General features: G+C 44.5%; 22 protein-coding genes. 4 read left to right on the top strand and 18 right to left on the bottom strand.

What is annotated here, in order from left to right:
- Window positions 1–11: 11 nt before the first annotated feature.
- The 8 genes from SWOO_RS00605 to SWOO_RS00570 form a co-directional block, all read right to left on the bottom strand.
- Window positions 12–2,483, bottom strand: coding sequence for a PKD domain-containing protein (locus SWOO_RS00605; RefSeq protein ID WP_012322765.1), 2,472 nt, complete (start codon window positions 2,481–2,483; stop codon window positions 12–14).
- Between the two features lie 867 nt (window positions 2,484–3,350).
- The gene (locus SWOO_RS00600) at window positions 3,351–4,211 is read right to left on the bottom strand and encodes an enhanced serine sensitivity protein SseB C-terminal domain-containing protein (RefSeq protein WP_012322764.1); all 861 of its coding nucleotides are present in this window, start codon (window positions 4,209–4,211) and stop codon (window positions 3,351–3,353) included.
- Window positions 4,212–4,358: 147 nt separating this feature from the next.
- Complete coding sequence (locus SWOO_RS00595) at window positions 4,359–5,453, bottom strand: NADH:flavin oxidoreductase (RefSeq protein WP_012322763.1); 1,095 nt, start codon at window positions 5,451–5,453, stop codon at window positions 4,359–4,361.
- 354 nt (window positions 5,454–5,807) lie between these two features.
- Window positions 5,808–6,962 carry a M20 aminoacylase family protein gene (locus SWOO_RS00590; RefSeq protein WP_012322762.1) on the bottom strand — a complete coding sequence of 385 codons (1,155 nt, stop codon included), beginning with the start codon at window positions 6,960–6,962 and terminating at the stop codon, window positions 5,808–5,810.
- Between the two features lie 30 nt (window positions 6,963–6,992).
- Window positions 6,993–7,964: a DMT family transporter gene (locus SWOO_RS00585; protein ID WP_012322761.1), complete on the bottom strand. Its 972-nt coding sequence runs from the start codon at window positions 7,962–7,964 to the stop codon at window positions 6,993–6,995.
- An 82-nt stretch (window positions 7,965–8,046) separates the two neighbouring features.
- Complete coding sequence (locus SWOO_RS00580) at window positions 8,047–9,027, bottom strand: DMT family transporter (RefSeq protein ID WP_012322760.1); 981 nt, start codon at window positions 9,025–9,027, stop codon at window positions 8,047–8,049.
- A 39-nt stretch (window positions 9,028–9,066) separates the two neighbouring features.
- Window positions 9,067–9,846 carry a maleate cis-trans isomerase family protein gene (locus SWOO_RS00575; protein WP_012322759.1) on the bottom strand — a complete coding sequence of 260 codons (780 nt, stop codon included), beginning with the start codon at window positions 9,844–9,846 and terminating at the stop codon, window positions 9,067–9,069.
- 63 nt (window positions 9,847–9,909) lie between these two features.
- A complete protein-coding gene (locus SWOO_RS00570) occupies window positions 9,910–11,076 on the bottom strand; it encodes a M24 family metallopeptidase (protein WP_012322758.1) in 1,167 nt (388 codons plus the stop codon).
- 340 nt (window positions 11,077–11,416) lie between these two features.
- Between SWOO_RS00570 and SWOO_RS00565 the strand changes: the two genes are divergently transcribed.
- The 4 genes from SWOO_RS00565 to SWOO_RS00550 all read left to right on the top strand — a co-directional run bounded on the left by SWOO_RS00565 (window position 11,417) and on the right by SWOO_RS00550 (window position 15,256).
- Window positions 11,417–12,097 (top strand): helix-turn-helix transcriptional regulator, encoded by a 681-nt coding sequence (locus tag SWOO_RS00565; RefSeq protein ID WP_012322757.1) that lies wholly within the window; start codon window positions 11,417–11,419, stop codon window positions 12,095–12,097.
- Between the two features lie 20 nt (window positions 12,098–12,117).
- Window positions 12,118–12,501 (top strand): RidA family protein, encoded by a 384-nt coding sequence (locus tag SWOO_RS00560; RefSeq protein ID WP_012322756.1) that lies wholly within the window; start codon window positions 12,118–12,120, stop codon window positions 12,499–12,501.
- 89 nt (window positions 12,502–12,590) lie between these two features.
- On the top strand, window positions 12,591–13,769 hold the full coding sequence (locus SWOO_RS00555) for a diaminopropionate ammonia-lyase (RefSeq protein WP_041417865.1): 1,179 nt from the start codon (window positions 12,591–12,593) through the stop codon (window positions 13,767–13,769).
- A 554-nt stretch (window positions 13,770–14,323) separates the two neighbouring features.
- Complete coding sequence (locus SWOO_RS00550) at window positions 14,324–15,256, top strand: YeiH family protein (protein WP_012322754.1); 933 nt, start codon at window positions 14,324–14,326, stop codon at window positions 15,254–15,256.
- Here the strand turns inward: SWOO_RS00550 and SWOO_RS25720 are convergent.
- The 10 genes from SWOO_RS25720 to SWOO_RS00505 all read right to left on the bottom strand — a co-directional run bounded on the left by SWOO_RS25720 (window position 15,239) and on the right by SWOO_RS00505 (window position 24,204).
- On the bottom strand, window positions 15,239–15,400 hold the full coding sequence (locus tag SWOO_RS25720; RefSeq protein ID WP_012322753.1) for a hypothetical protein: 162 nt from the start codon (window positions 15,398–15,400) through the stop codon (window positions 15,239–15,241). The two genes, SWOO_RS00550 and SWOO_RS25720, sit on opposite strands and share 18 nt — an antisense overlap.
- A 185-nt stretch (window positions 15,401–15,585) precedes the next feature.
- Window positions 15,586–16,269 carry a DJ-1/PfpI family protein gene (locus SWOO_RS00545; protein ID WP_012322752.1) on the bottom strand — a complete coding sequence of 228 codons (684 nt, stop codon included), beginning with the start codon at window positions 16,267–16,269 and terminating at the stop codon, window positions 15,586–15,588.
- Window positions 16,270–16,417: 148 nt separating this feature from the next.
- On the bottom strand, window positions 16,418–17,077 hold the full coding sequence (locus SWOO_RS00540) for a paraquat-inducible protein A (RefSeq protein WP_012322751.1): 660 nt from the start codon (window positions 17,075–17,077) through the stop codon (window positions 16,418–16,420).
- Window positions 17,078–17,194: 117 nt separating this feature from the next.
- A complete protein-coding gene (locus tag SWOO_RS00535; RefSeq protein WP_012322750.1) occupies window positions 17,195–18,373 on the bottom strand; it encodes an HD-GYP domain-containing protein in 1,179 nt (392 codons plus the stop codon).
- Window positions 18,374–18,598: 225 nt separating this feature from the next.
- Window positions 18,599–18,823 (bottom strand): hypothetical protein, encoded by a 225-nt coding sequence (locus tag SWOO_RS00530; RefSeq protein ID WP_012322749.1) that lies wholly within the window; start codon window positions 18,821–18,823, stop codon window positions 18,599–18,601.
- Between the two features lie 2 nt (window positions 18,824–18,825).
- Window positions 18,826–19,563, bottom strand: coding sequence for a DNA-binding protein (locus tag SWOO_RS00525; RefSeq protein WP_041417864.1), 738 nt, complete (start codon window positions 19,561–19,563; stop codon window positions 18,826–18,828).
- Between the two features lie 80 nt (window positions 19,564–19,643).
- Entirely contained in the window at window positions 19,644–20,189 is a 546-nt protein-coding gene (locus SWOO_RS00520) for a hypothetical protein (protein ID WP_012322747.1), read from the bottom strand.
- A gap of 27 nt (window positions 20,190–20,216) precedes the next feature.
- Window positions 20,217–20,882, bottom strand: a complete 666-nt coding sequence (locus SWOO_RS00515) for an energy-coupling factor transporter transmembrane component T (protein WP_012322746.1) — start codon at window positions 20,880–20,882, stop codon at window positions 20,217–20,219.
- A gap of 13 nt (window positions 20,883–20,895) precedes the next feature.
- Entirely contained in the window at window positions 20,896–22,251 is a 1,356-nt protein-coding gene (locus tag SWOO_RS00510; protein ID WP_012322745.1) for an ABC transporter ATP-binding protein, read from the bottom strand.
- A 3-nt stretch (window positions 22,252–22,254) separates the two neighbouring features.
- Window positions 22,255–24,204 carry a TonB-dependent receptor gene (locus tag SWOO_RS00505; protein WP_012322744.1) on the bottom strand — a complete coding sequence of 650 codons (1,950 nt, stop codon included), beginning with the start codon at window positions 24,202–24,204 and terminating at the stop codon, window positions 22,255–22,257.
- Between the last annotated feature and the right edge of the window lie 55 nt (window positions 24,205–24,259).

Here is a 24,259-nt window from a genome sequence, read left to right as displayed (position 1 = left end):
ACCTATACAGTCTAGAAACTTGCAGTAAAGGTGTTAGAGCATCCAGAGGAGTCACAGATCTTATACTCAGCGCTATCAGCTGTGGTAGTTCTGAAACGGTCACGGAAACGACCATCATTACTCGTCTCAGCCACCATCTCACCATCACGGTAGATGCTGACAGTGTTTCCGATCGCGCCATCCCATCTGAGATCAACCATCACACTGCCGCGGCGTGACTTAAGCGCACGGATAACAGAAGCCTCGATATCACTAACAGGAATAGTCACATCATAACTCTGACTCACAGCGTGTTGAGCACCGTCATCATCAGTAACAGTCAGCGAAACAGTATAGTTACCAGAGCTATTGTAGTTGTGAGTTGTACTCTCACCACTTCCAGTACTGCCATCACCAAAGTCCCAAGCCCAAGTTACAATGCTACCATCGGCATCTGTACTGGTACTGGTAAAGGTGCCTTCACCATCAGTAAAGCTGGCATCGAAACTGGCAACTGGTGGCAGGTTAGTCTGATCGGCGCTATAGGATCCGGTCAATGTCAGCCCATCATAAGTAGAGTAAGCATTAACCATCACATACCACACACCTGATGTCGGTGTAGGGAAGCTACAGGTTTCATTGCTACTTGATGAGTAGGAGCGACAATCGTAGTCACTTAACGTCGGCAGAGTACCTTGTTTAGCATAAAGATCTGCATCACCGTTTGACCCCTCGGTAATGAACTCCAGATCCGTCGCACCTGCAGGCACCTGCATATAGAAGTAGATGGCTTCACCAGTACCCGCTGCAAGATCGGTTCTCGGTACCTCATTAACCAGCTCATCCTCACCTTGGTCGAAGATAGCTGCCTGAGTGTAAGCCGTTCTCGACGCGCCCTCATCATCGGTTACTTTAAGTGATACCTCAAAGTTACCACGGGCCGTATAAACATGGGATGGGTTCTCAAGCTCGCTGGTATCACTACCATCACCGAAATCCCAAAGGAAGCTTACAATCGTTCCATCTGGATCTTCAGAGCCTGCACTACTGAAGTCTACAGTCGTATCAACAAATCCTAGATATGGGCCATTCATGTTAGCCACAGGAAGTTGATTGTCACCTGGATCGGTTGCATTCATTCCGTCTATGGCTATTTGGCCAGTGTTTTCAGGGTCAAGCCAAGTACTCAATCGGGTGCTAGCAGTACCGCCACCATCCCATGAGGTATGTATGCGTCCATACCAATCTGACAGATCATTACCACATGCAGCACCACCACCATGGAGCTGACCAATTACTCGCTTATTCTGATCAAATAGATGTGAGCCCGAGGAGCCACCTTCGGTTGTACCCAGATCCCAGTCGATAACCCTAATATGAGTACCGTCTCCTGGAGTGGGATTACTACCGTATGAGGTAATTGTGGTTGCGTCATTTTCAAAACTGATACGCTTTTCATCTACGCTAGGGTGGTGAATAGCAACCGCAGATGTGGAGGTCTCATCGGCAGCGTTCCAACCCGCAAGAAAGACGTTGTGACCAGGGTCGAAAGGATCATCAAGCTCAACCAGTGTCATATCAGATGGAGAGTAACCAGCCCTAAAGATCGCACCAGTATTGAACTGATCTAAGGTTCCATCACCCGGGCCACCGCTATCACCGCTACCTGGATCTCGACAGTAACTACTCTCAAAGTTCCAATAGGTTACCAATGAAGCTGCGTTACCAGCATTAATGCCACAATGGAAAGCGGTCAGGAAGAAGCCACGTCCGTCATTGGCGGTATTGTTCAACGCACCACCAGAACAGAAACCTGAACCACCTAAACTGATTGCCGCGGCTGAACGTATCTGATCACGCCACTCATCACCAGCACCACAGACTACATCAACATTACAGGAGCCAGATAGAGTGTCATAAATATCTTTTATATTGGCCCCTAAATAACCATGGTTGACCGCACTCAACTTAAGTTTGAGTTGCTTTAACTGCTTGGTTGGAATATTGACCTCGATTACCGCGCTATCCCCTCTCAACATGGGTGTCCAGAGTTGACCATGATCATCATTATCTTTTGCAGTAAAGGGACGGATCTTTTGCGAGCCATCTGGCGTATAGATATGCAGTGAACCACCTTCAGGCATAAAGAACTCACTGAAACCAAAGTTCAGTGATAGCGCATCGCTAGAGACAATTTTGGTACGCCAAATAGACATTTCACTGCTTTTACCATCTTGGGTCACCAGTTGCGATTGCCACTTATCAGGCGTAATAGCGACTTGAATTGGTTCAGCAAACTTAAGCAGGTAGCTGTCGGTATTGAGTGCCCGCTCAACCTCATCACGCTGTCTTAATTTCATATTATCTTGCGCTGGCATCTCTTTGATTTCTGTATTTTTTGCTAATTCAGGTTGACTCAAAGAGAGAGGTGGGGCCGCTTGAGCACCTAAACTTAGAAAAATACCGGCGGCGCCGATATAATATTTGATATTTTTAATATCCATAAAACCCTCGTTAATATTTTTATAAAATAGATCCGTCTCAGGGTGTGAACAGTAAAAAGGTTTTTAAAAGTATCTAAAGCACCAGTACAACTCTATTGATTTTACTATCCACATATAAATATAAAGTAAGTCTTTGTTATAAAGGCAATATTAATAATGGCGGTATTCACTAGTTAAACATGTCATATTGATGTGGTTTTAATTACACTAATAACATTGTAATTATCCAATTGTTTTAATTGAAATTAACAAAACAATTTAATAGGTTCAGTTAGGTAGCCAAAAGTAAATAAAGCACTACAACGATAAGTATTAAAAGCGGCACTATCTATACCTAACTGTATTTTTAATCGTTAGTTACTAGCTATAAAGTTTTGAATAATTAATTGCTGGAAGTTTTGTAGTATAAAAAGGTGATTTACAGATTTGTCTATTACTCATTGTTACTAGAGAGGGGTAATACCAATCAGTATAAAGATTTGATCGCTCAGCGAGAGTTTAGCGGTTCTGAGGCAAGACAACGAGTGAAAAGCATAGTTATTCTACGGTTTAGCTCGTTAACACAGCATCAGCACCGCTAAAACTCGCCTGTAAGGAGTGTTTTTGGCTGCCTACTTCTGCGTTGAATGAATTCACAAGGGAACAACCATTCTATCATCCATTCGCCTTGAATTAGTTTGCCAAAAGACACTCTGAGTAGATCAACCTCTTATACTGATTGGTATAATATCAACACTATTTTACAGATAATGAGATCAACCAGCTTTTAGCCTCCCATAATGGAGGCTAAATACACACGGCCAACTCGATATTAGCTATAGGCTATCGCTGTGTGGCTAGTAACTATCGACTCTGAACGATATAGAATCAGCTAAACCAAGATTTAATTCGACTCATCAAGGATCTGTTATAAAACGGTGAGGTTTGAGCAAGAAGATACTCACTCATCTCATCACCAGTTTCAACAAGGTGGATGCTAATATCCCAACCGTTAAGCTCAATTTTACGGTGAATATTAAAAATCTCAGAACGGATCCGACTGAGTTCATCGGCATAATCAGTATCATCAAAGGTTAACCCTAGATAAAACTGATGATCGGAGCAACTTTTCTGAAAATCTAAACGGCATGAATCAATTAAATAAGCAGCGTTCACTTTCGAATATGACGATAACATCTGACGAAGTACGTCCAGAAGTGGCAGTCCAGCATTCAACACCTCTCCCACTATTTGTAGCTGGCCTCGATGCTCAATCAAACCCACACTAGGAAAGAGCATATATCTAATCTCATTCTCATCAATCGCTTTCGACAAAGATGTATTAGGGTTGAGCATAATATCGCTATCGGCATTCACTAACATCTGTAGAACAGTACTGGCTTCCAACTCAAGCTGACCATGGTACTCTGTGCCCTCTTTTTCCATCTGTGTTTTTGCAGCATCAAGTGCTTGTTGCGAAGTAAACACTGGAGTAAAAGGAAAAGCATCCCCATCCTCTAAATCGATATACCACTGCATAATACTGATAGATTGCGCACCTTGACCTGCTAACTCCTCAGCATCTTCATTATCAGCGGGATCGGAGGCATCACTTAACAGGTATAAAGGTGACTGAATAAGTTCGGTATAAAAGCTTTCAATATCTGTTTTACTATTACTTAATCGTGCCGATTCGAACACCTTCTCTAGTGTGTTATGAATGACGACTGGAACCTTCTCGTTGAGCATAATTAAAAATCCTTTTAAACCATTTGTAGCATTACCAAAGGATAAAATAATCTACACTAGCAATAAGAGTCGAGACATTTATCTAGAAAACGAACCAAATAACAAGCAACCGCCCCTCAATCACCACTAAACTCAGTACAACTTCCCTTATCTGCGCTTTCTATACACGACACAAAAGTTACCTCGTTTGGTGCGGCACTTTGAGCAGCGCTCACAATCCACCTCCACCTTACTTCCCGCTAACCAACGTTTGATTAACTGTGGCTCTGCAAGTAAAGGTCGCGATAGCGCAAAAAATTGAATATTTGTAGTTTCAGCTAGCTCTTCGATGGCACAGATATCAGCAAGCCCTCCAACCGTGATAATTGGCAAGTTCACCTCTTCACTTACAACAGCACCAAATTCACGAAAGTAGCCTTCATTTTGAATGGTATAGCCATCAAATGACTCACCCACCACCGTATTAGCATTGCCATGGATATTGCCTGAGATAATAATGGCATCAACACCAATCGATTCTAACTTTTTACAGATGGTACGCGTTTCATCAAAGGTTAATCCGCCTTCAAAAAACTCAGAGGCAGTAAGCTTCACTAAAACGGGATAATCCTCACCCACCAGCTTGCGGATCTCAGCGTAGATCTCCAGTAAGAAACGCATACGGTTCTCTAAACTGCCACCATACTCATCTTGACGTTGGTTATAGTAAGGGCTTAAGAACTGGTTGATAAGATAGGTATGCGCTGCATGGATCTCAACCCCATCGAAACCAGACTTTTGCGCGCGAAGGCTCGCCTGTGCAAATGCTTTAACGATGTAATCAATCTCCTCCTTCGTCATCGCCTTACCTAAGGTTTGAGTACCACGTTCAGCAATGGCGCTCGGTGCAAAGATCACTCGCTCACCGACATTGAATGTAGTCTTAGTGCCACCATAGGCCAGCTGCATGACGATTTTAGAATCATAGCCATGTACAAGTTCGGTTAGCTTTTGGTACTCAACAATAAACGAGTCATCGTACATACCCATCATGCCTGCGTTAGGCTTTTCCTCGGCAACAATGTTTGCATAGCCAGTCACTATCAGCCCCACCTCACCTTGAGCCAGCTCCTCATACACAGAGTACAGCTTGTCGGTCATATGGCCTGTTTCAGTCGCCATATTTTCCCACGTCGCGCTTCGTACAAAGCGATTTTTCAGTGTCATGTTGCCAATGCGGCCCGGTGAAAACAAAGTGCTCAAGTGCAATCCTCTTAAAATCATATTCAGTGCTAACTAGCAGGTAGCCAAATAGCAAAAACAGCAGGCGCGGGAGGTTACCTGCAAAATATAAGAAATTCCTTAATCTAGGTTCAGCTTTTTGAATTTAGTTTTAAAAATGAGCTTTGAAATTTGAGAAGAGTGACAGGAGTAAGTCCTTATCTATTCGGCTAGAGCTTCAAATGAGTTATGGCGCTGATATCGGTATCTAATTTAAAAGGTTCACAAACTGGTATAGCCGCAATCAACCACAGATTAGACACAAAAAAGGCTATGAACCTAAACTCATAGCCTTAATCTATACACTGCTGTTTATAGCAAATAGTTTATAACGAACTACTTAGCCAAGCACTGCTCTACAAGCGTCTGCCAGTATCTCAAACCAGATACCAAGATGTTGTCGTTAAAGTCATAAGTTGGCTTATGTAGCGCCACGCTACCACAACCACAGCCTGCGCCGTTACCCACTAGAATGTAACAACCTGGCGCTTCACGTAGCATGAACGAGAAGTCTTCACTGATAGTGAATGGCTGGCAGCTGCCGTTAACTTTATCTTCGCCAACAACCGTCTGTGCAGCGCGAACCGCGAAAGCCGTTTCAGCTGGCGTGTTGATAGTCGATAGGAAGCTATTGTTGAACTTGTAAGTGTAATCAACGCCTGCAGACATACACTGACCCGCAACCACGCGCTCAAGGGCTTTTTCGATTTTGTTTAACGCACCATCAGTAAAGCTACGAGTATCACCTGTGATGGTCACTTTAGTTGGGATAACGTTAACGGTACCGTTAGTGGCAAACTCAGTGACCGAAATAACCGCAGTTTCATCAATCGCACTTAGGTTACGCGATACAATCGTTTGAATTGCAGTGACGATTTGCGCGCCAACAACTATAGGGTCTGTACCCATGTGTGGCATTGCCGCGTGGCCGCCAGTCGCTAGCACTTCGATTTCAAAGCTGCTTTCACTGGCCATTACTGAGTGTGGGCGAGTCACGAAGTGACCAGCTTCAATACCCGGTAGGTTGTGCATCGCGTACACGCCGTCGATTTTCCAGCGGGTGAATAAGCCGTCAGCGATCATCGCTTTAGCGCCAGTGCCGCGCTCTTCATCTGGTTGGAAGATGAAGTAAACCGTACCGTCGAAGTTCTTAGTTTGTGCCAGCTCATGGGCTGCAGCAAGTAGCATTGCCGTGTGACCGTCGTGACCACAAGCATGCATTGCGCCTTCATTTACCGATGCGTAATCGAAGGTGTTTTCTTCATGAATGTGCAGTGCATCCATGTCGGCGCGTAGACCGATTGAACGCTCACTGTCACCGCACTTTAAAATACCCACAACACCTGTGCCGCCGATACCTGTATGCACTTCAATACCAAACTCTTCCAGTTTGCTTGCCACAAATGCAGCAGTCTCGTGCTCCTGGGTGCCAAACTCTGGGTGCTGGTGAATGTGGTGACGCCATTCAATAACTTTCTGTTCGATATTCATCTGTTTTCCTACGTATTTTACAGCTAGCCACTAAGCTTCTTGTGGCTTCAGTGACTTGTTTATTTCTGGTTTTGCTTCAAATTTAGTGAACACATACAGCGCCACTACAATCAGCGAAACAATGATGGTTTTAGAGAGATGTAACTGCTCACCTAAGGTCAATACCGCAACGATATAGCCAACAAGTGGCATCAGGTTCAGGGCCATGGTGGCCTTTTCAACACCTATCTTTTTAAAAGAGTAAAGCTGGATTAAGTAGCTACCACCTGAGATCCCCATACCTAGGAAGATCAACAGGCCAAGCAGGAGTGGGTTCGCAAGAATAATGTTGATTTGTGATAGATCTAAGTCCATCGCAACCACAACGATAATGCCCATAACCGCCACTGAGATATATTGATATAGCATCGACACAACAGAGCCATACTTCTCAGCTAAGCTCGCCCTAAGGTGAGCTGTCCACGCTAAAGACAACATGGAGCAAGTAACATAGACATAACCCATTACAGAGGAGCCATTCTCAACTTGGTTAGTTGGCCCCACACTCATGGCATAGATACACACTGCCGATGCGATAAATGCGCCCCACTGAATTTTGCTCATCTTAAAGTTCATGAACATCATTCCGAAAAACACAGTCGCAAAAGGCTGCATCCCCTGTATCACGCCATTCTCTGTCGCCCCGATGTGGGAAAGTGATAGGAAGTTAAACAGTGAGAACACACCTTGCCCAATGATGCCGCACAGAGCAATTTTAGCGATATCCCCTTTATCTATCTTCAAGGACGATCCCAAATCTTTGCTTAAAGATGTGAACCTTGAAGTGATCATAAAGATAACAGAGAGACCAATGACAGCTGTAACATACCTAAAGAACACTAGAGTCATAGGGTCAACGGCCATTGAAAGAGGTTTAGATACAACCCCTGTCACGCCCCAGATCCCAGCCACTGCAATCGCAGCAGTCCATCCCAGTAGATTATCTTTATTCGTTACAGTCATATCATTAGCCTTATATTATTTTTGTTTAACTTCTATCAAACTCAGAAATTGACTTTTTAGCTTGGATAACTTGATAACTCTATTACTGACTACGACAAGGTTTAGTCGTGTTCAGTGCAGCCTGTTCAACTGGCTTGTCCTTCTTCTGATTGCCTAACTTCATAAAGGCGATCATCGAGGTGATAACCACAGCGATAGCCACTAAGCGCATCGGTGTGACCTGCTCACCAAGAGCGAATACCGCTAAGATGAATGAAGATAGTGGCATTAGGTTCAGTGCCATACCGGTACCGTCAACACCAACACGTTCCATACCGTAGATGTAAACTAGGTAACTCATACCAGAGATACATACACCTAAAATCACGATACACATAATGCGTAATGGCGAGCTGAATACGTTCAATGCAGAGCTAAAATCAGCGCCAACAACGAACAGGTACAGACCAAAACCTAGCGATGCGAAGACAAACTGGTGGAACATCGTCGCTACAGAGCCATACTTTTCTGCCAACTTGGCACGAGCGTAAGCCATACAGGCAAAGCTTGCTGCTGAGCCGAAACAGATCAGGTGACCTATGTTGAATCCTTGAGTTTCAGATTGTGGATCCATCACTAGAATCGCCACACCGAGGAAAGCACCTAGTGCACACATCATCTGCATCACAGTGAAGCGCTCGTTATGACGTAGGAAACCGACACTCAAGATAAGAATTGGGATCAAACCCTGGATCACACCGTTTTCAGAGGCGGTGATGTAGTCCAGAGAGAGGAAAGATAGGAAGCTAAAAGAGCCTTGGCCTATGATACCGCAGCATGCAGCCCAAAAGATGTCATTACGGTTCTGCCAATTCAGTTTAAAATCGGCTTTCTTGGTCATCTTGCCTGACGCAAGACCTATGTTGAAGATTAGACCTAAGGTAATAAAGGCAACGGTGTAACGTAACCAAACAAGCACTTGAGGATCCATCACCTCAAGAATAGGTGTACCAACGATCCACGGGATACCCCACAATAGACCAACGAAAATAGCAGCCAACCAACCTTTCTGTGTATTAGACATTATTATTCTTCCAACAATTTTTTATCGGTAGTCAACAGCTTATGCTGATTGATTATTAAGTAATTTTCCGTAACCTGGACAGATCGCGGCTTTGCCAGTTAGGTGCATCGCATGCCAGAACATGGCTGAGTTACTGCAAACAACTGGGATACCAAATTTAGCTTCGATCTCTTCGATATAATCGAGTACGCGTAGGTTGGTGCATGACATGAAAACCAGTTCAGCGTCTGAATCTTTGAGCATTAGCTCAAGTGCTGCGAACATAGATTCTTTAGAGACCAAAGTAATGTCTGTATCGCGCTCGATACCTAATGAACCTAAGGTCACGACATCAAAGTCTGCATCGGTTAGTTGTTGGTAAAGAGGGTAATTAACGCTGGTTGGGTATGGAGAGAACACCGCGATTTTTTTCGCATTCAGATGTTTAAACGATGCTTTAGCCGCTGTCCATGGGTTGGTAGCAGGAATGTCGCCACGGTTTTGAGTCAGTAGACCAGCTACTTTCTCTTCACCAATAATGATTGAAGCTGATGTGCAGCCAAATGCCATCACATCCATTGGCAGACCTGTTGCGATCAAATCAGACGCTTCAACGATGCCGTTAGCGATTTGATCGAGTGCTTCAGGTGTCATTTCGCTTGAGTAGTAGACGCGAGAGCTAAATACGCCTGCTTGTGTACCGAGTAACTTAGCCCAGTCCATCTCTAGACTGTGATCAGTGCTTAACTGCACTAAACCAATATGTACGCGGTTGATTCTTGGTGCCTGCTGATGCTCTAGCGGCTGTTCAAACGATGTAAATGCTTCAAAACTCATCATAATGAGATGCTCTTAAGTGATGATCTCTCAAGTCCCCTCCTGAGAGATCAATGGCTGTTAAAATTATTTGATAATCAGTAGTTCAGGTTCTGCGCGCTTGCTTAGCCACTCAGCCCCAGTTTCAGTAATAACGATATTCTCTTCATGCACCATAGACTTACCCGGTGCGTAAACCATGCCTGGCTCTAATGTCATCACCATGCCTGGCACTAATACTGTGTTGTCAGTTGCTGTATTTGATGGACGCTCAGTTAGCTCGATACCTAAGCCGTGACCTAGACGACCCACGTCGTTACCCAATGCACCGTTAGCTTCTAGTACTTTCCACATTGCGTTGTAGATATCAGAAGTGGTGTTACCTGGACGTGCAGCCTCGAAGCCCATAGTGGTTGCTTCGTACGTTGCACGGTAAGCCGCTTTTGTTTGTTCACTTGCGTGGCCAAATGCCCAGTTACGATCGAAGTCTGAGAAGTAACCATCACGTACCGCACCTGTGTCGATGATTAATACGTCACCATCTTCAATCACGCGGTCTGTTGGCCCCATGATGATGCTGTCGTAACCGTCTTGGCCTGAACCTGCGATGATGTATGGACATTCATCAGCGCCTTCCATCAGCATGTCGATACCGAACTGTTTACAGATCTCACGCTCAGTCATGCCTGCTTTGGCGTAACCTGGGATCTTGTCGAAGCCCACGTTAGTGATACGACAGATTTCACGAACCTTGTCGATCTCAGCCACTGACTTAACTTGACGTAGCTCATGGATAGCTAGCGATACGTCAACGAATTCTTTGCTTACTAATGTGGTTAACTGTAAGTAGTTAGCCACTGGCATACGTAGGTGAGACTCAATACCTAGCGTTGCACCTACACGGCCAAAGCGTGCAGGTAGGCTGTTAAGTACGCTAGCTACGATGCTGATACCGTCGTCATCTGGACGTGGTGAAGCCCAAGTGTGGATATCTTCAACCCAAGTGCCCGCCATACCGCTTGCACCGATCTCAGGGATAACTGCGATTGGCTTACCTTCTGCGGGAAGAATTAGGAACCATGGACGAGTTGGGCTGTGCCAGAACTGGGTGTGAAAACCTGAAAAGTAACGCACATTTGGCTCAGTAGTTAACAGAATGGCGTCAACTTCTAACTCACGCATCTTCTGCTGAGCTTTAGTTGCACGCATCTCAAATTCTGCTGTTGTAAATCCACGCTGTAATATGCTTTTCATTTTTATCTCCACATCCCACACAACTGGCCTATTTGCCAAAAGGTCACTAAAGTGACCGGAAACCTGTTTTAGTCAACTATCGTTAACTTGTTGCGCATCATACTGTTTGCAGAATTTAAAAATGTGACCTAGATCTTGCAGTTAAAATTTGTTGACCAAGGCAGCGTACTCAAACAGAAAAAGCATGATCAAAGTCAAATAAATTGAACTATCAGAAAAATTAACTTGCGTAAAAGCCCAAAAAAACGTCCCATAGTTACATAAAGTTAATTGTAGGCTTGTGTTAAAAAGCTAAAACGTTGACAATAACAGCATCTATAGTTCACAAAAGTAATCTGAAATGATCAAAACGACAGAACATACCTACAAAACGGAATTTACTTCAAGGGATCGTGAGTTACTGGAAGGCTACTTTCGTTTAGCTGACAGCATGGCTGATCTGATTGGCCCTCACTGTGAAGTCGTTATTCACTCTTTAGAGAACTTTGAACAGTCAGTAGTCAAAATAGTCAATGGACATCACACGGGCCGAAAAGAGGGCTCACCCATTACCGATCTTGGCCTGAAGATGTTGCGCCTTTATGAGCAAACCGGAGAGGTCACCCCTAAAAGTTATTTCAGTAATAACAAGGGGGGTGAGATGTTGAAATCCAGCACCTGTATCCTCGCCGGTGAAGATGGCAAGCCAATTGGTATGTTTTGCGTCAACATGAACCTGTCGCATCCATTTCCGGAGATCATCAAGACTCTGATGCCTGATACGTCACAGCATCAAAGTTTCGATATGACAGAGAACTTCAGCGCTTCTGCTGGCGATGTGGTCGAGCAAGCGTTAACTCATGCGATATCTGAGGTCGATGCAGATACTAGCGTTAACCTAAAAGGCCGCAATAAAGCTATTACTAAGGTGTTGTTTGATAACGGCATCTTTGAATTGAAAGAGGCAACAAATATTGTTGCTAACCATTTAAGCATTACCAAGCATGCGGTGTACAAGTACATCCGTGAATTTAAATCCTAATTATCAGAGATAACTAAGCTATGAAAACTGTAATCCATACTGAAAATGCTCCTGCTGCAATTGGTCCATACTCTCAAGCACTTGCTTTCGACAAGTTAGTATTTACATCAGGTCAGCTACCACTGGATCCAGCAACTATGGCTTTCGTAGAGGGTGGGATCAAAGAGCAAGCTTACCAATCACTAAAGAACCTTAAAGCTGTTCTAGAGCAAGCTGGCGCAGGCACTGATACAGTACTTAAAACCACTTGTTTCTTAGCCGATATGGAAGATTTCGTTGCTTTCAACGAAGTGTACACTGAAGTTTTCGGTACTGAAGCAGCACCAGCTCGTTCATGTGTTCAAGCTGCTCGCCTTCCAAAAGACGCGCTAGTTGAAGTAGAAGCGATCGCTTTTACTAAGTAATAAGCCTGTTTTACCAACCCCTGCCTCTCTGTCTCCTCCAGATAGGGTGGCAGAGGTCTCTTTGTTCATAATATATAGTGGTTACTATGATGCTAAAGCTGACTCAAAATGATTTCTTTAACGGCGAGACCTCTGAGCTTTTCACAGCCCAGGTTGCAGAACAAACTCGTCAATTCCACCAGCAGATCGAAGCTTATCAACCGACTCCGCTTATCTCGCTAGAGCAGCTAGCCGCACGTTTAGGTGTTAAAGCGATTCTGGTAAAAGATGAGTCTTACCGCTTCGGTTTAAATGCTTTTAAAGTGTTAGGCGGTTCTTACGCATTAGGTAAACAATTAGCTGAGCACTTAAATGTAGATATCAGTGAAATTGATATGAAAACCGTTGCAGCTAAGCTAAGCGAGCCATTGGTGTTTGCCACAGCAACAGCGGGTAACCACGGAACAGGTGTGGCTTGGGCTGCACGTGAAATGGGCCAAAAGGCTGTTGTTTACATGCCAAAAGGTTCATCTCAAGCAAGCGTAACTCGTATTCAGAATCTAGGTGCTGAGTGTATCGTTACTGACTGTAACTACGATGACACAGTACGTATCGCTAACCAAACCGCCACAGAAAATGGTTGGATGCTAGTACAAGATACTGCATGGGAAGGTTACGACAAGATCCCAACTTGGATCTCGCAAGGTTATATGACCATGGCAGTTGAAGCCCAAGAGCAAGTTGACGCCATGGGTCTTAAGCCAACTCACCTAATGCTACAAGCGGGTGTTGGCGCAATGGCTGGCGGCATTTTAGGGTATTTTGCTGACAAAGTTGGCGCGACTAACTTCAAGACCATTATTGCAGAGCCTGCAAAAGCAGATTGCATCTACAACTCTGGTATTAAAGGTGAGATGGTTGCCGTAACTGGCGAGTTAAACTCTATCATGGCAGGTCTTGCATGTGGCGAGCCTAACCCAGTGACTTGGCCTATCCTAAAGCAGTGCAGCAGCTTCTTCGCATCAGTTGAAGATGAAGTGACAGCTACAGGTATGCGTATTCTTGGTAACCCGCTAGCAGGCGATACCAAAATTGTTAGCGGTGAGTCAGGAGCACTAAATCTTGGCCTACTGTACATGCTAGCTAGCCGTGAAGAGTACACTGAGTACCGCACTCAACTTGGTCTAGACCAAGATGCGATTATCATGCTGTTCAGCACTGAAGGCGACACTAACCCAGACCGTTACCGTCAAATCGTTTGGGAAGGTGCACTAAGCACAGCGAAATAAGTTCTAAATATAGATCCTAGGGCGTTCGCAAGCTCACTGCGAGGTCGGTGCTACGCACCTGCTAGGGCGCCAACAAGTTGGCTGCTAGGAAAAGCGTAAAAAGCATCTCAAAGGCAGGCTCATGAAACCTCTTTGCTTGTGCTTTTCCTAGGGCCTAGAACCTCGTATCTAGGATCTATCTTTTTCTAGAAGCGACAAGGTCGCGCTCTCGCAGGGCGACTCGTATCTTCTTTTCCTAGGACCTGCTTTCCTAGAACCTTTCTAGTCTTTCTGTAGGTCGGCATTTATGCCGTCAAATGTTTAATATAAACCAAGCTAGATGGGCTAAAGCCCAACTTACTGAAAATATGCTTTTCCATCTTTGCATTTCCTAGAACCTAGGACCTTCTTTGCCTTTTCTCGCAGGGCGAAGCCCGTCCTCGTATCTTCTTTTCCTAGTACCTAGAACTTAGATTCAATTTTTCTTACGCTAACCGTCAGCACTATTTAATTTATTAAACATATTCCAAACGCTATAATTTACGGCTGAACAGCTACCTAATGACAGCCTTTTAATGAACACTAAAACCCAGAATAAAATACATGTCGCTATTTTTGTCATTACTGGCTTCCTGTGTCTGTTACCTCAGATATCCTCTCCTATTGCCTTAGTATTAGGGTTTACCTTGGCTAGTTTAGGCCTAGTGCCAGCACATCTCGATCTCGCGACTTTGACTAAGAAGCTACTCTCTTACTCCATCATAGGACTCGGCTTTGGGATCCATCTGCAGACAGCGATATCAGTGAGTTTAGCTAACCTTCCGCTTATCTTAGGCTCTATTGTCTTCACCTTAATATTGGGTGCAGTGTTAACCAAAGCCCTAAAATTTGATACAAAAACTGGCCATCTAATCTCTGCAGGCACAGCGATTTGTGGTGGAAGTGCCATTGCGGCAGTTTCTCCAGCGATCAATGCAAAAAGCGACCAGACCGCCATTGCGCTAGCAACCATATTTATACTCAACTCCATCGCCCTGTTTCTCTTTCCCACTCTAGGTCATCTATTGTCAATGAGCCAATATGATTTCGGCGTATGGAGTGCGATTGCGATCCACGACACCTCCTCAGTGGTCGGTGCTGCATCTGCCTATGGTGAAGAAGCACTCGTTACAGCGACCACCATCAAGCTAGCCAGAGCACTATGGATCATTCCCATCGCGCTGATCAGTGCCATCATTTTTGGTGGAGATAAGAAGCGCATCACCATCCCCTACTTTATCGGCTTCTACTGTCTGGCCATCGCCATAGCCCACTTTTTTCCTCAAGGAGAAGCGGCTTTTGAGGTGATATTTGCCCTATCGAAGCGTGTTTTAGTGCTTTGTTTATTTTTAATTGGTGCGGGGATCACGGTCAAAAAGATGCGGGCGGCAGGCGTTAAACCTCTCGCCTTAGGGGTAATACTTTGGTTGGCTATCGGAGTGAGCTCTCTGCTATATATCCTGCTTTGAGCTAGGATCTGATCTCATTACCAGTACGATCCACAGCAGACTAGCAAAGGCAACAAGATCAATTAGCGCACGAGTCAGTCCGCTAGTCAGCAGTGAGGCTGCAACGAATACAGTACAAGATAAAACAATTAACCACTTCTTCATGCCAGTCCTCCAACAGACTAGAGTTCCATCGCTTTGAACTCAATCCATATAACGCCACGTAGTGGCATAAATAGAGATGCAAAGCAGCTCTATTAGAAGTGGTTATTATTTCTCATATTCCAATTAATTCACAAATACTCGTTTTTACTAATAAATAGCTATAACAACTAAGGCGGAAATTTTAATTACACCTCAACGGCATAAGGATCATTAGTCGAGTCATCATTCCAGTGATACTCAGTTAACCGTTCAATACGTCTTGCTTCCTCTTCACCACGTAGTTGGCGGACATAAAACAGGGCTGCATCTGTTCCAGCGGAGACGCCAGATGAGGTCAGAAACTTCCCCTCATCAACCCAACGTGCACTTGGTTGCCAGTGGACTCTCTGAGATAAGCTTGTTACCCATTGATAAGCCATCTTATTGGTCGTGGCATTAACACCGTCTAAAATGCCAGCTTTAGCTAATAGAGCGGAGCCCGTACAGATAGAAAACACCTTCTTAGAGACCTTTTCCTGAGCTTGTAGCCAACTCAACAACTCACTGTCCTCAACGAGTGTTCGGGTGCCGATCCCACCGGGGACAATCAAAAGATCACAGGGCGTCACCTGCTCCATCGAGATATCGGTCACCACTTTAGGGCCCTGATAGCTTCTAATGATAGATTTGGCCCCCACCAACAGAATCTGCACATGACTCATATGTCCCAGCATCTCAACAGGACCGTGTAAGTCTAGTGTTTCATAATCATCAAACACTAAAGCGAGAATCTTCAAGGGCTTCCCCTTTGGTGTAGCAAACAAGTGTGGTGCAAATAGGGCGCTCGCAACAGCAATGCCGCCAGCAGTGATAAAATCTCGACGTTTCATAGGTCTCTCAATTGATAAAATCATACTGAGATAGAGTTAATTCACACTGTTAAATTCAATTAAATATCTAACGACTAACAAACTTGTGAGCACAGGCCTACCTAAGTGATTTTTGAGAGTTCACGCAGATCTCAAACAGGTGAAAACCTTAAGTTCTCTCAGTTTCTGGCAAGCTAGTATCTGACTCTGTAACATCAGTATTAACCAGATAGGTACTGGCAATAGAAAAGAGACAGTAAGCACTGAAATAGTAGAAACCGACCTCAAAATTCGCCGTGGTTTTCAGCATCTCTCCCATGCCTGCCGAGGCATTACCCGCCATATAGGTGACGATGAGCGCAACCACAAACACATCGGCCATCGACCACTTGCTAATCTTAGTGGTAAAGCCTGTGATCGCCTGTCTAAATGAGGGGGTGATCGGCAGTTGTTGTAGCAACATTAATGAGAGCTTTAATACTGGAATAATAACGCTGAACAGCATAACTAAAGCTGCAACGGCAGCATTTCCTGATCTAAACAGCTCATCTACTGTTCCCCAGATACTGCGTGTTTTCTGAAAGACTTCAACTTCCCCCTCCAGATCATTGAGTCCTAACATTCCACTAAACATGGAGAGCATACCTCTGGTATTGCCGCTCGCAGAGTTATCTCCCAAGCTTGTTGCCAGCTGATCTATCCCCGCTTTAGTCAGCTCTGATTTCTCTATGGATCCACTAATGCTCAGAATTGGCTGAGTGACACCTGGGATTAAAAGAGCGAGGGAGATAAGCAAAATAGCGGTGGTAAATATGCGATTTTTTGACAAGAGGAATACCTAGAAGCAGCGAAACATGGAGTGAATTATATCAATTTCAACGCCATAAAACGAAAAATGGCCCTAAAGGGGCTTAGCCCCTTTAAAAGCATATACTTATAAAATAGATCAATAAAATGGAGCTGGATCGACATCGAGGCTACAGGGGGAAATACCGCGTTCAATATTGGCATCACTCTTAAGCAGATCAACGAACGTCACATCGAGATAGCGTTTATGTTTAATAGAATAGAAGCATTTCAGTATCGGGTGTAGTGCATCTCTACCTTTTGCATGCCATACAATCCCTATTCGACCATCAGAGAGCTCAACAAGAGAGCCTACGGGATAGACGCCAACAGAGCGAATAAACTGATAAACCAATGCTTCATCTAAGTGAAAAGGGGTTAAGCTAAGTAACACTTTAAATGCCGCTGCTGGACTCATGGCATCTTTGTAACAACGCTTAGCAGTTAAGGCGTCATAAATATCCACAATACAGCTCATACGCCCATGAAGTGGCAGCTCCTCTCCCTTTAATCCATTGGGGTAACCGTTACCATCAAGCTTCTCATGATGCATCAAACAAACATCTTTGCTTATCTGCGATATGCCATCGGTTTTTGACATAATATTCATGGCGAAGTTCTGATGCTTCTTCATGTGCTCAAACTCCTCCTGGCTCAACTTGCCCGGTTTGTGGAGTACTTTATCATCGACTTGAATCTTACCCACATCATGCAATATGCCACCGACAGCCATCTCCTTAAGCTTTTGCTTATCAAGGTTAAGGTGCTGACCAAAGGTGATCAATAAAAAGGCGACATTGACGGAGTGTTCAAGCAGATAGGCATCTTTTGTTCTTAATGCTGACACACATTTGAGTGCATCGGAATCAAGCAGAGCAGAATCAATAAGGTTATCAGCAAACTCCTCAAAAGGTGCGACCTCTATCGCCTTTCCCTCGAAGGTTTCAGACAAGACTTTAGCTAATAGATCTTTCGCTTCGGTCACTAACTTTTTGGCTTTTTGTTGTGATGCTTCTCTAGATGGGGCTTTCTTCTTTACTGTTGGAGGAGGTTGGACCGTATTTTTAAAACCACAGGAGTCGGCAGATCTCTCCTTATCGACCCAAACATATTTAATACCATTTTTGATGAGCTTGTTAATCGCTTCTCTGTCTTTAATCTGACCAGCATTGGTTATGGCCACTTGCCCATCATTATCAATCGATGTAACAAACATACCTACGCTCAATTTTGAGACAGGAAACTTAACATGAGCCTTAGATTCTACCGATTCAACCATACGAACAAACTCTCCCAAAGAAGATAAAAACCAGTAAGCGTTTATTAATATATTAGTACGGCTTACCTTCTTTAATTTTTTTAGAAGAGTATATACTAGCGAGGCCAGACCAACTAATAAACTAAAAAACCGATAAAAATCAAAACATAAAACCTTAGTGCCATTATGGTTAAGTGATTCATATAAATTAAATACCTCTTAGTAAATAGATTTTACTATTCAACATTAAATCCGTTCAATCTTTGAACATGCCATCCCATCGATAAGCCAACGTCTGTTCATGCAGTTATAGCAGGAGGTAGGGAAGTCATCGATCTGCTCATCCTCATCATCGGGCGTGAATTGATAACACTCATTGGCAGTTTTCCGTGACTCAAGCTCATTTTCATTACCAAACCTGAAGCGAAACACTTGTCCATCAAACTCAAAACTCGCGATAACTTTCTCCATGATTAATATGCCTTCAGATGTTTTTTCAGTGCATTACACCAGCGCCCTTCATGGCGATAAACCAGCAAGGAAAACTCATGTTGATAGTAGATAGCTTTTACCTTCTTAGTGAGGTGCAAGATTTCACAAGCATCTAAGATCTCACCCTCGATGCTGATAACCCTACCCAGCCCAGTCCGCTTAAGTACCTCGGCAACGGTTAACTTAACCCCCTCTTCAGACTCCTCTTGACCTAGATCAACTTGCCCCTTCACCCGGCCATCTTGACCATAAAGGCGTAAGCCTAACCCAGCCAACGCACCAATCACCCCTTGCCCTGTACCACCATGCTCACTGAGTGATACACCCAACTTTTCTGCCAACTCATAGGCTTGTGGTTTAGTTATCACCTCTTTTTTGGCCAGCAAACCAAACTCAACCAATGCGTTTGAGTCAAACTCAGTGTCGAGCTCTAATATCGCTAAACCAGGATCCGATGCTGGCGCACTCTGTTCAACTAGATGCTTCACCGCTACCTGCTTTATCTGCTCAAGCTGCGCCTGAGTCTCCAATCGAAAACACATGGCACTGTTGTGAGAGGTATAGGGGATATCTGGATGTACAAATAGCTGATGGCGGGTCACCCAAGGTTGCAGACTTGTGCTATCACAAAGCAGATTGGCAATCTCTTCAGCAATCTCACCGGTACCTTTAGTGCCAATATCATCGGTATCATCAATACAGATAAGCCAAGATTTCAATGGGGGTAGATTCATTTTTTTTTCCTAGAAAAATAGTGCAATAGAATTAGCAATCAAGCTAAGTAACCACTCACAAGGAGTTACTTCACATCTTCGTTAAACAGTAGATCATGTGCTTTTAATCGACTTAACACAGAGGGAACCATTAATGCAGCCAAAATGGTAAATACGCCCCCCTTGAGCATACTCAACATAAACTGCACCAAGGCTACCTGAATAGTCATCCCCACCAGCAGATTTTCAACCCAGCTTTTGGCAGCCCAGGCAAAGCAACCAACTAAACCAACGACAATACAGCGTAGCTTTAAGGTCAACAGTCCAGAAAACAGCAACATGCTCAAGTCCATCGCTAAGGCAGGTAAACCGAACTTTATCAGGATCAAAGGGCCCCCTTTTCCGATACTCAGCATCATGGCAACCAAGCCAGACAGCAGACCACAGGCGGTAATACAGCCCACACGACCAACAACCCCGTAGCAGATAAGATAGAAAAATGTCATCAGAAACATAGAGTGACCTGTTATGCCTAACTTAAGGCGTAACATGCTCTTTAGTGCGACCAGTAAGGTGGCGCAAAAACCGATAAAAAGTGCATCCTGCAGACTGAAATTTAAAACTTTACCCATAACAACCTTCTTTAATGATGAGCACGACTAACGCCAGTGAGTCGTGCGTTTATGTTTGCCAAAATAACGCAGTTGAGCAGCCATCGCAGTTTGCTTAGATAGCTTAAGCAGTTGAATAAGGAGTGGAAAAACAACGCAATGGATCAACTCGGCCCAATTTCTTGGATCTCTCAACGCCTTGGGGGATATTTTTGCCCCTCGCAGACATTGAGTTTGGTATATCTCTCGAATCTCAGTTGTCATTGTCGGCAGTAAACTTAACGAGGCAGCGATAACAAAGGCCCATTTGACTGGTAATATCCAGGCAAGGACTTCACCTATCTGCTCAGGCTTACAGCTCACTGATAGCCACCAACCAGGAATAAATGCCAGCAACACCCTAACCACAGCTAAGGCCCCTTGGACTAGCTGTTCTTGGCCGTGAATTAAGTAATAGAGCGTCAGAGTGATTGCAAGTTGAACGAGAAACACCCGTCCCAGAACCCAAAAGTCACCACGGCGAAAAACACCATGGATAACCAAGACAATGTCACAAACGATAAGCGCCAATAGATAATCTTGTGGGATGAAAAATGCGCTACTCGATAAGATTAACGCTAAGCTCAGCGCACCAGCAGTCCAGCCAATGGACTTTGAGCCTCTATCAGCGTTTCGTTCCAGTGTTGAATGACGAACACCTCTCCTAGTTTTCATAGTCAAAACTCACCTAACCGAACTGCAAGGTTTGAGTAACAGAGGGATCATATTCGCAGCGCAGAAAGCCCGCTTCGACCTGCCAATACCGAGTGACAGGTAGGTTTACCATCTGCCGATGACTCGTCAGTAAAATTGCACTTCCCCTATGACTAAGATTGACCAGCAAAGACCAGACACGATTAAGGTACTCAGCATCTAACCCAGCAAACGGGTCGTCGAGCAGAAGCACTTTAGGCCTTAGGCAGACTAAAGAGGCCAATGCCACCATATGTTGCTGACCATAGGAGAGTTTGTGAGGAGAGTGCTCGGCTAAATGGCTTAACTCCAGCTCATCCAACAACTGCTCAGCCCGATGTAGCGGCAAGCCGAAACGCTTTAGGCTAAACTGCAACTCCCCTAAAACAGTCTCTTCAAACAGTTGACGATTAGGCGCCTGTAGCAGGAGTCCCATCTCAGCGCCAAAAATACCTAATTTAGGTTGCTTGCCTAGCACAGTGAGAGGCAGCTTACCGATATCCGCTTGGATCCCCGCAAGAGTTTTCAAAAAACTGCTCTTGCCAGTACCGTTATCGCCTATCAGAGCGATAATCTCGCCACTATAGATAGCTAAGGGTTCTACGCTCTTAAACAGTGGCGCTTGATCGATAAAGCTGAACTCAAATGGTTCAGCTTGCACCACGCAAGTGTCGAGCAATACAGGAGCACCAACAAGATGCTCGACAGTAACAGGTGGTAAACAGCCAGCCACTAAGCTTCCATCTTTCATATGATAAAAAGCATCAACCAGCTCGCTAAACGCCCTTGGGTTATGATCCACCAGCAGCACCGCAACCCCGTCACGTTTTAGCTGTGACAAGACCAATATAAGCTCTTCAACCCCAGAGTTATCGAGTTGAGCCCAAGGCTCATCAAGTAGGAGTATCTCGGGCTCGAAAACCAGTTGAGCCGCTATCATGACGCGGTACTTCTGCCCCAAAGACAACTGCTCAATCGGCATATCTAAGCGAACAAACAGACCCACCTTTCTTAAGGCGGAGATCACTTTAGCCCGCATTAACTCAAGCGGAACACATAAGTTTTCCAGTGCAAAAGCAACCTCAGCCCCCACACTTTGACGGATAAACTGCACATTGGGATCTTGCATCACTAGACCCAGTGTTAAGTCACCAGTTCTAATCATTTCACCGTCAAAGGGCCGTGAAAGAACACCCATAATCAACTTAAGCAGCGTCGATTTACCTGAGCCAGTCGGCCCGCTAATACAGTGACACTCACCCGGTTTAATCTGGAGATTAAGATCCTCCAGAATAAACGGCTCGCCACAGTCATAGCGAAAACTCACCCCATCTAGCTCAAGTAAACTCATGGACTAAAGCTGCCAGTTAATACCGACAAACACCTGACGACCCGCCTGTGGCATAAAGTCGCTTTGATAATAAAGTTCATCAAATAGGTTTGTAGCTCGGACATATAACTCTAAATTGTCATGCCAGATATTCTGGCTCAAACTTAGGTCAACTAAGGTGTAATTATCTAGCTGAACACCTTTGCCATTCACTTGATCAATAACGCGCTCAGCATTTAAACGTGTCGTTAAACCAAAGGAGAAGTCATAGCTCGCTTGCAGGCGCAAGTTATGGGTCGGACGGTATTGCAAACGCTCATTAGTAGCACGGTCCTCGGTATCGATGTAGCTATAGGCAAACGTTAAACCTAGGCTATCGAAATATTGATTCGTCATCTGCAAATCAACCCCCATAAAGCGATAATCACCAATGTTTTGCTCGTGGTTGTTATCATCTTTAGCAATGTAATCATTGGCATCAGTTATGTAGCTACTGATATCTAACTGAGTATCGAAAGGTAGAGATTGCTGTAGACCCAGTTCAAACTGGTTAGCAACTTCGGCTTTTAGGTTCACGTTACCGCTGTTAGGCGCGTAAAGATCGCTGATCGATGGATAACGAACTTTTCGAGCAAGACCTGTATGGATACGGCTTGAGTCTGTGACTTGGTAAAATGCAGACGCTTGCGCTGAAAAGTCTGTCTCACTGTTCACATCAAGATCGTAATTGTGAACCGCAACACCTAAGCTGTAGCCATATATACCGTCATCTTGATATTGGTACTCTGCAGCACCGGTATAAACCATCAAGCTTTCATCGATATCACCAGAACTGCCTTGACCGCCGCCAGAGCCGCCACCACTGCCCGTGCCTTTTTCACTACGAATTTTATCTGTATGAGAGAACCAATCTTGCTTTTCAACAATGACAGAGGTGGTTAACACTGCGCCATAATCAAATTCGCTAATAAATTGAAGGTTAGTACCGCTGACTTTAGAGGTACTTTCAACAATACTATTTAGGTTGTTCATTCTATGGTTATAGAAGTTTTCAACCATATCTGTTTGGTTATAGTAGACAAAACCACGAACAACATACTTCTCGTTTATTTCATGGGCTGCACCAAGTTGCATGCTTTGCTCATTGAAATCTTCAATCCTTGAGGGAGCTTTCTTGCGGTCAACGGTAGGTGCTTTCCCCCACTCACCATCACGCTGAGTGTAATTAGCCATTAACTTAGTTGAATCGTTGATGAAGTAACTACCTTGGGCGTAGTAGTTAGTTAACTTTCTGTCTGAATTAAAGCGCAGATCACCGATCTGATTGCGCGTATCTTCAAAATCATCAGGCATTGGAGTGCCATCAGTTTCTTGATGAGTCACGCTCATAATACCTTGCCAGTTATCACCTGAACCTGCTGCACTGATATCAGCATTGAGCGTATTGTCAGCAGCGGATTCTACTTTACCTGACAGCGAAGATGATTCATCACCTTGCTTAGTGATAATGTTAATCACACCCGCACTTCCACCCGGGCCATACAGCACAGATGTAGGACCAACAGAAACATCAACTCGAGCAATTAGATTCGTTGGGATAACACTTGGATCAAACTGACCATCTTCGGTGCTACTTGCTGGTACACCGTTAATTAAGAAAGTAATGTGGCGCGTTTTTAAACCTCGAATATCAACTCGTGGAGTTGAATCACCACCCACGCGCACATAAACCCCTGGAACGTTTTCAAGAACTTGATCTAAACTCTGTGCGCCTGACGCCTTAATTTCTTCCGCATCTACGCTCCAATGAGTCGTAGCGGCCTCGGTTACTGAAGCGCGCTCACCGTGCACCACAATAACGTCTGTCACATCAAGAATTGGATCTCTTTCGATTTCATCAGCCTGAACCTGATAAGCCAAGCTCATGGCTAGCGCCAAGCTAGATACTCTCAGCACTTTTTGTTGTTTTTTCATCTAGTTTCATAACCCTAACGATATATTTGGCGCTATTTTTAAAGAGCACTCACTA

The sequence above is a fragment of the Shewanella woodyi ATCC 51908 genome (genome assembly GCF_000019525.1).
Taxonomy (GTDB): Bacteria; Pseudomonadota; Gammaproteobacteria; order Enterobacterales; family Shewanellaceae; genus Shewanella; species Shewanella woodyi.
Note: the sequence above shows the minus strand (reverse complement) of the source record. Positions and strands in the feature narration are given on the sequence as shown.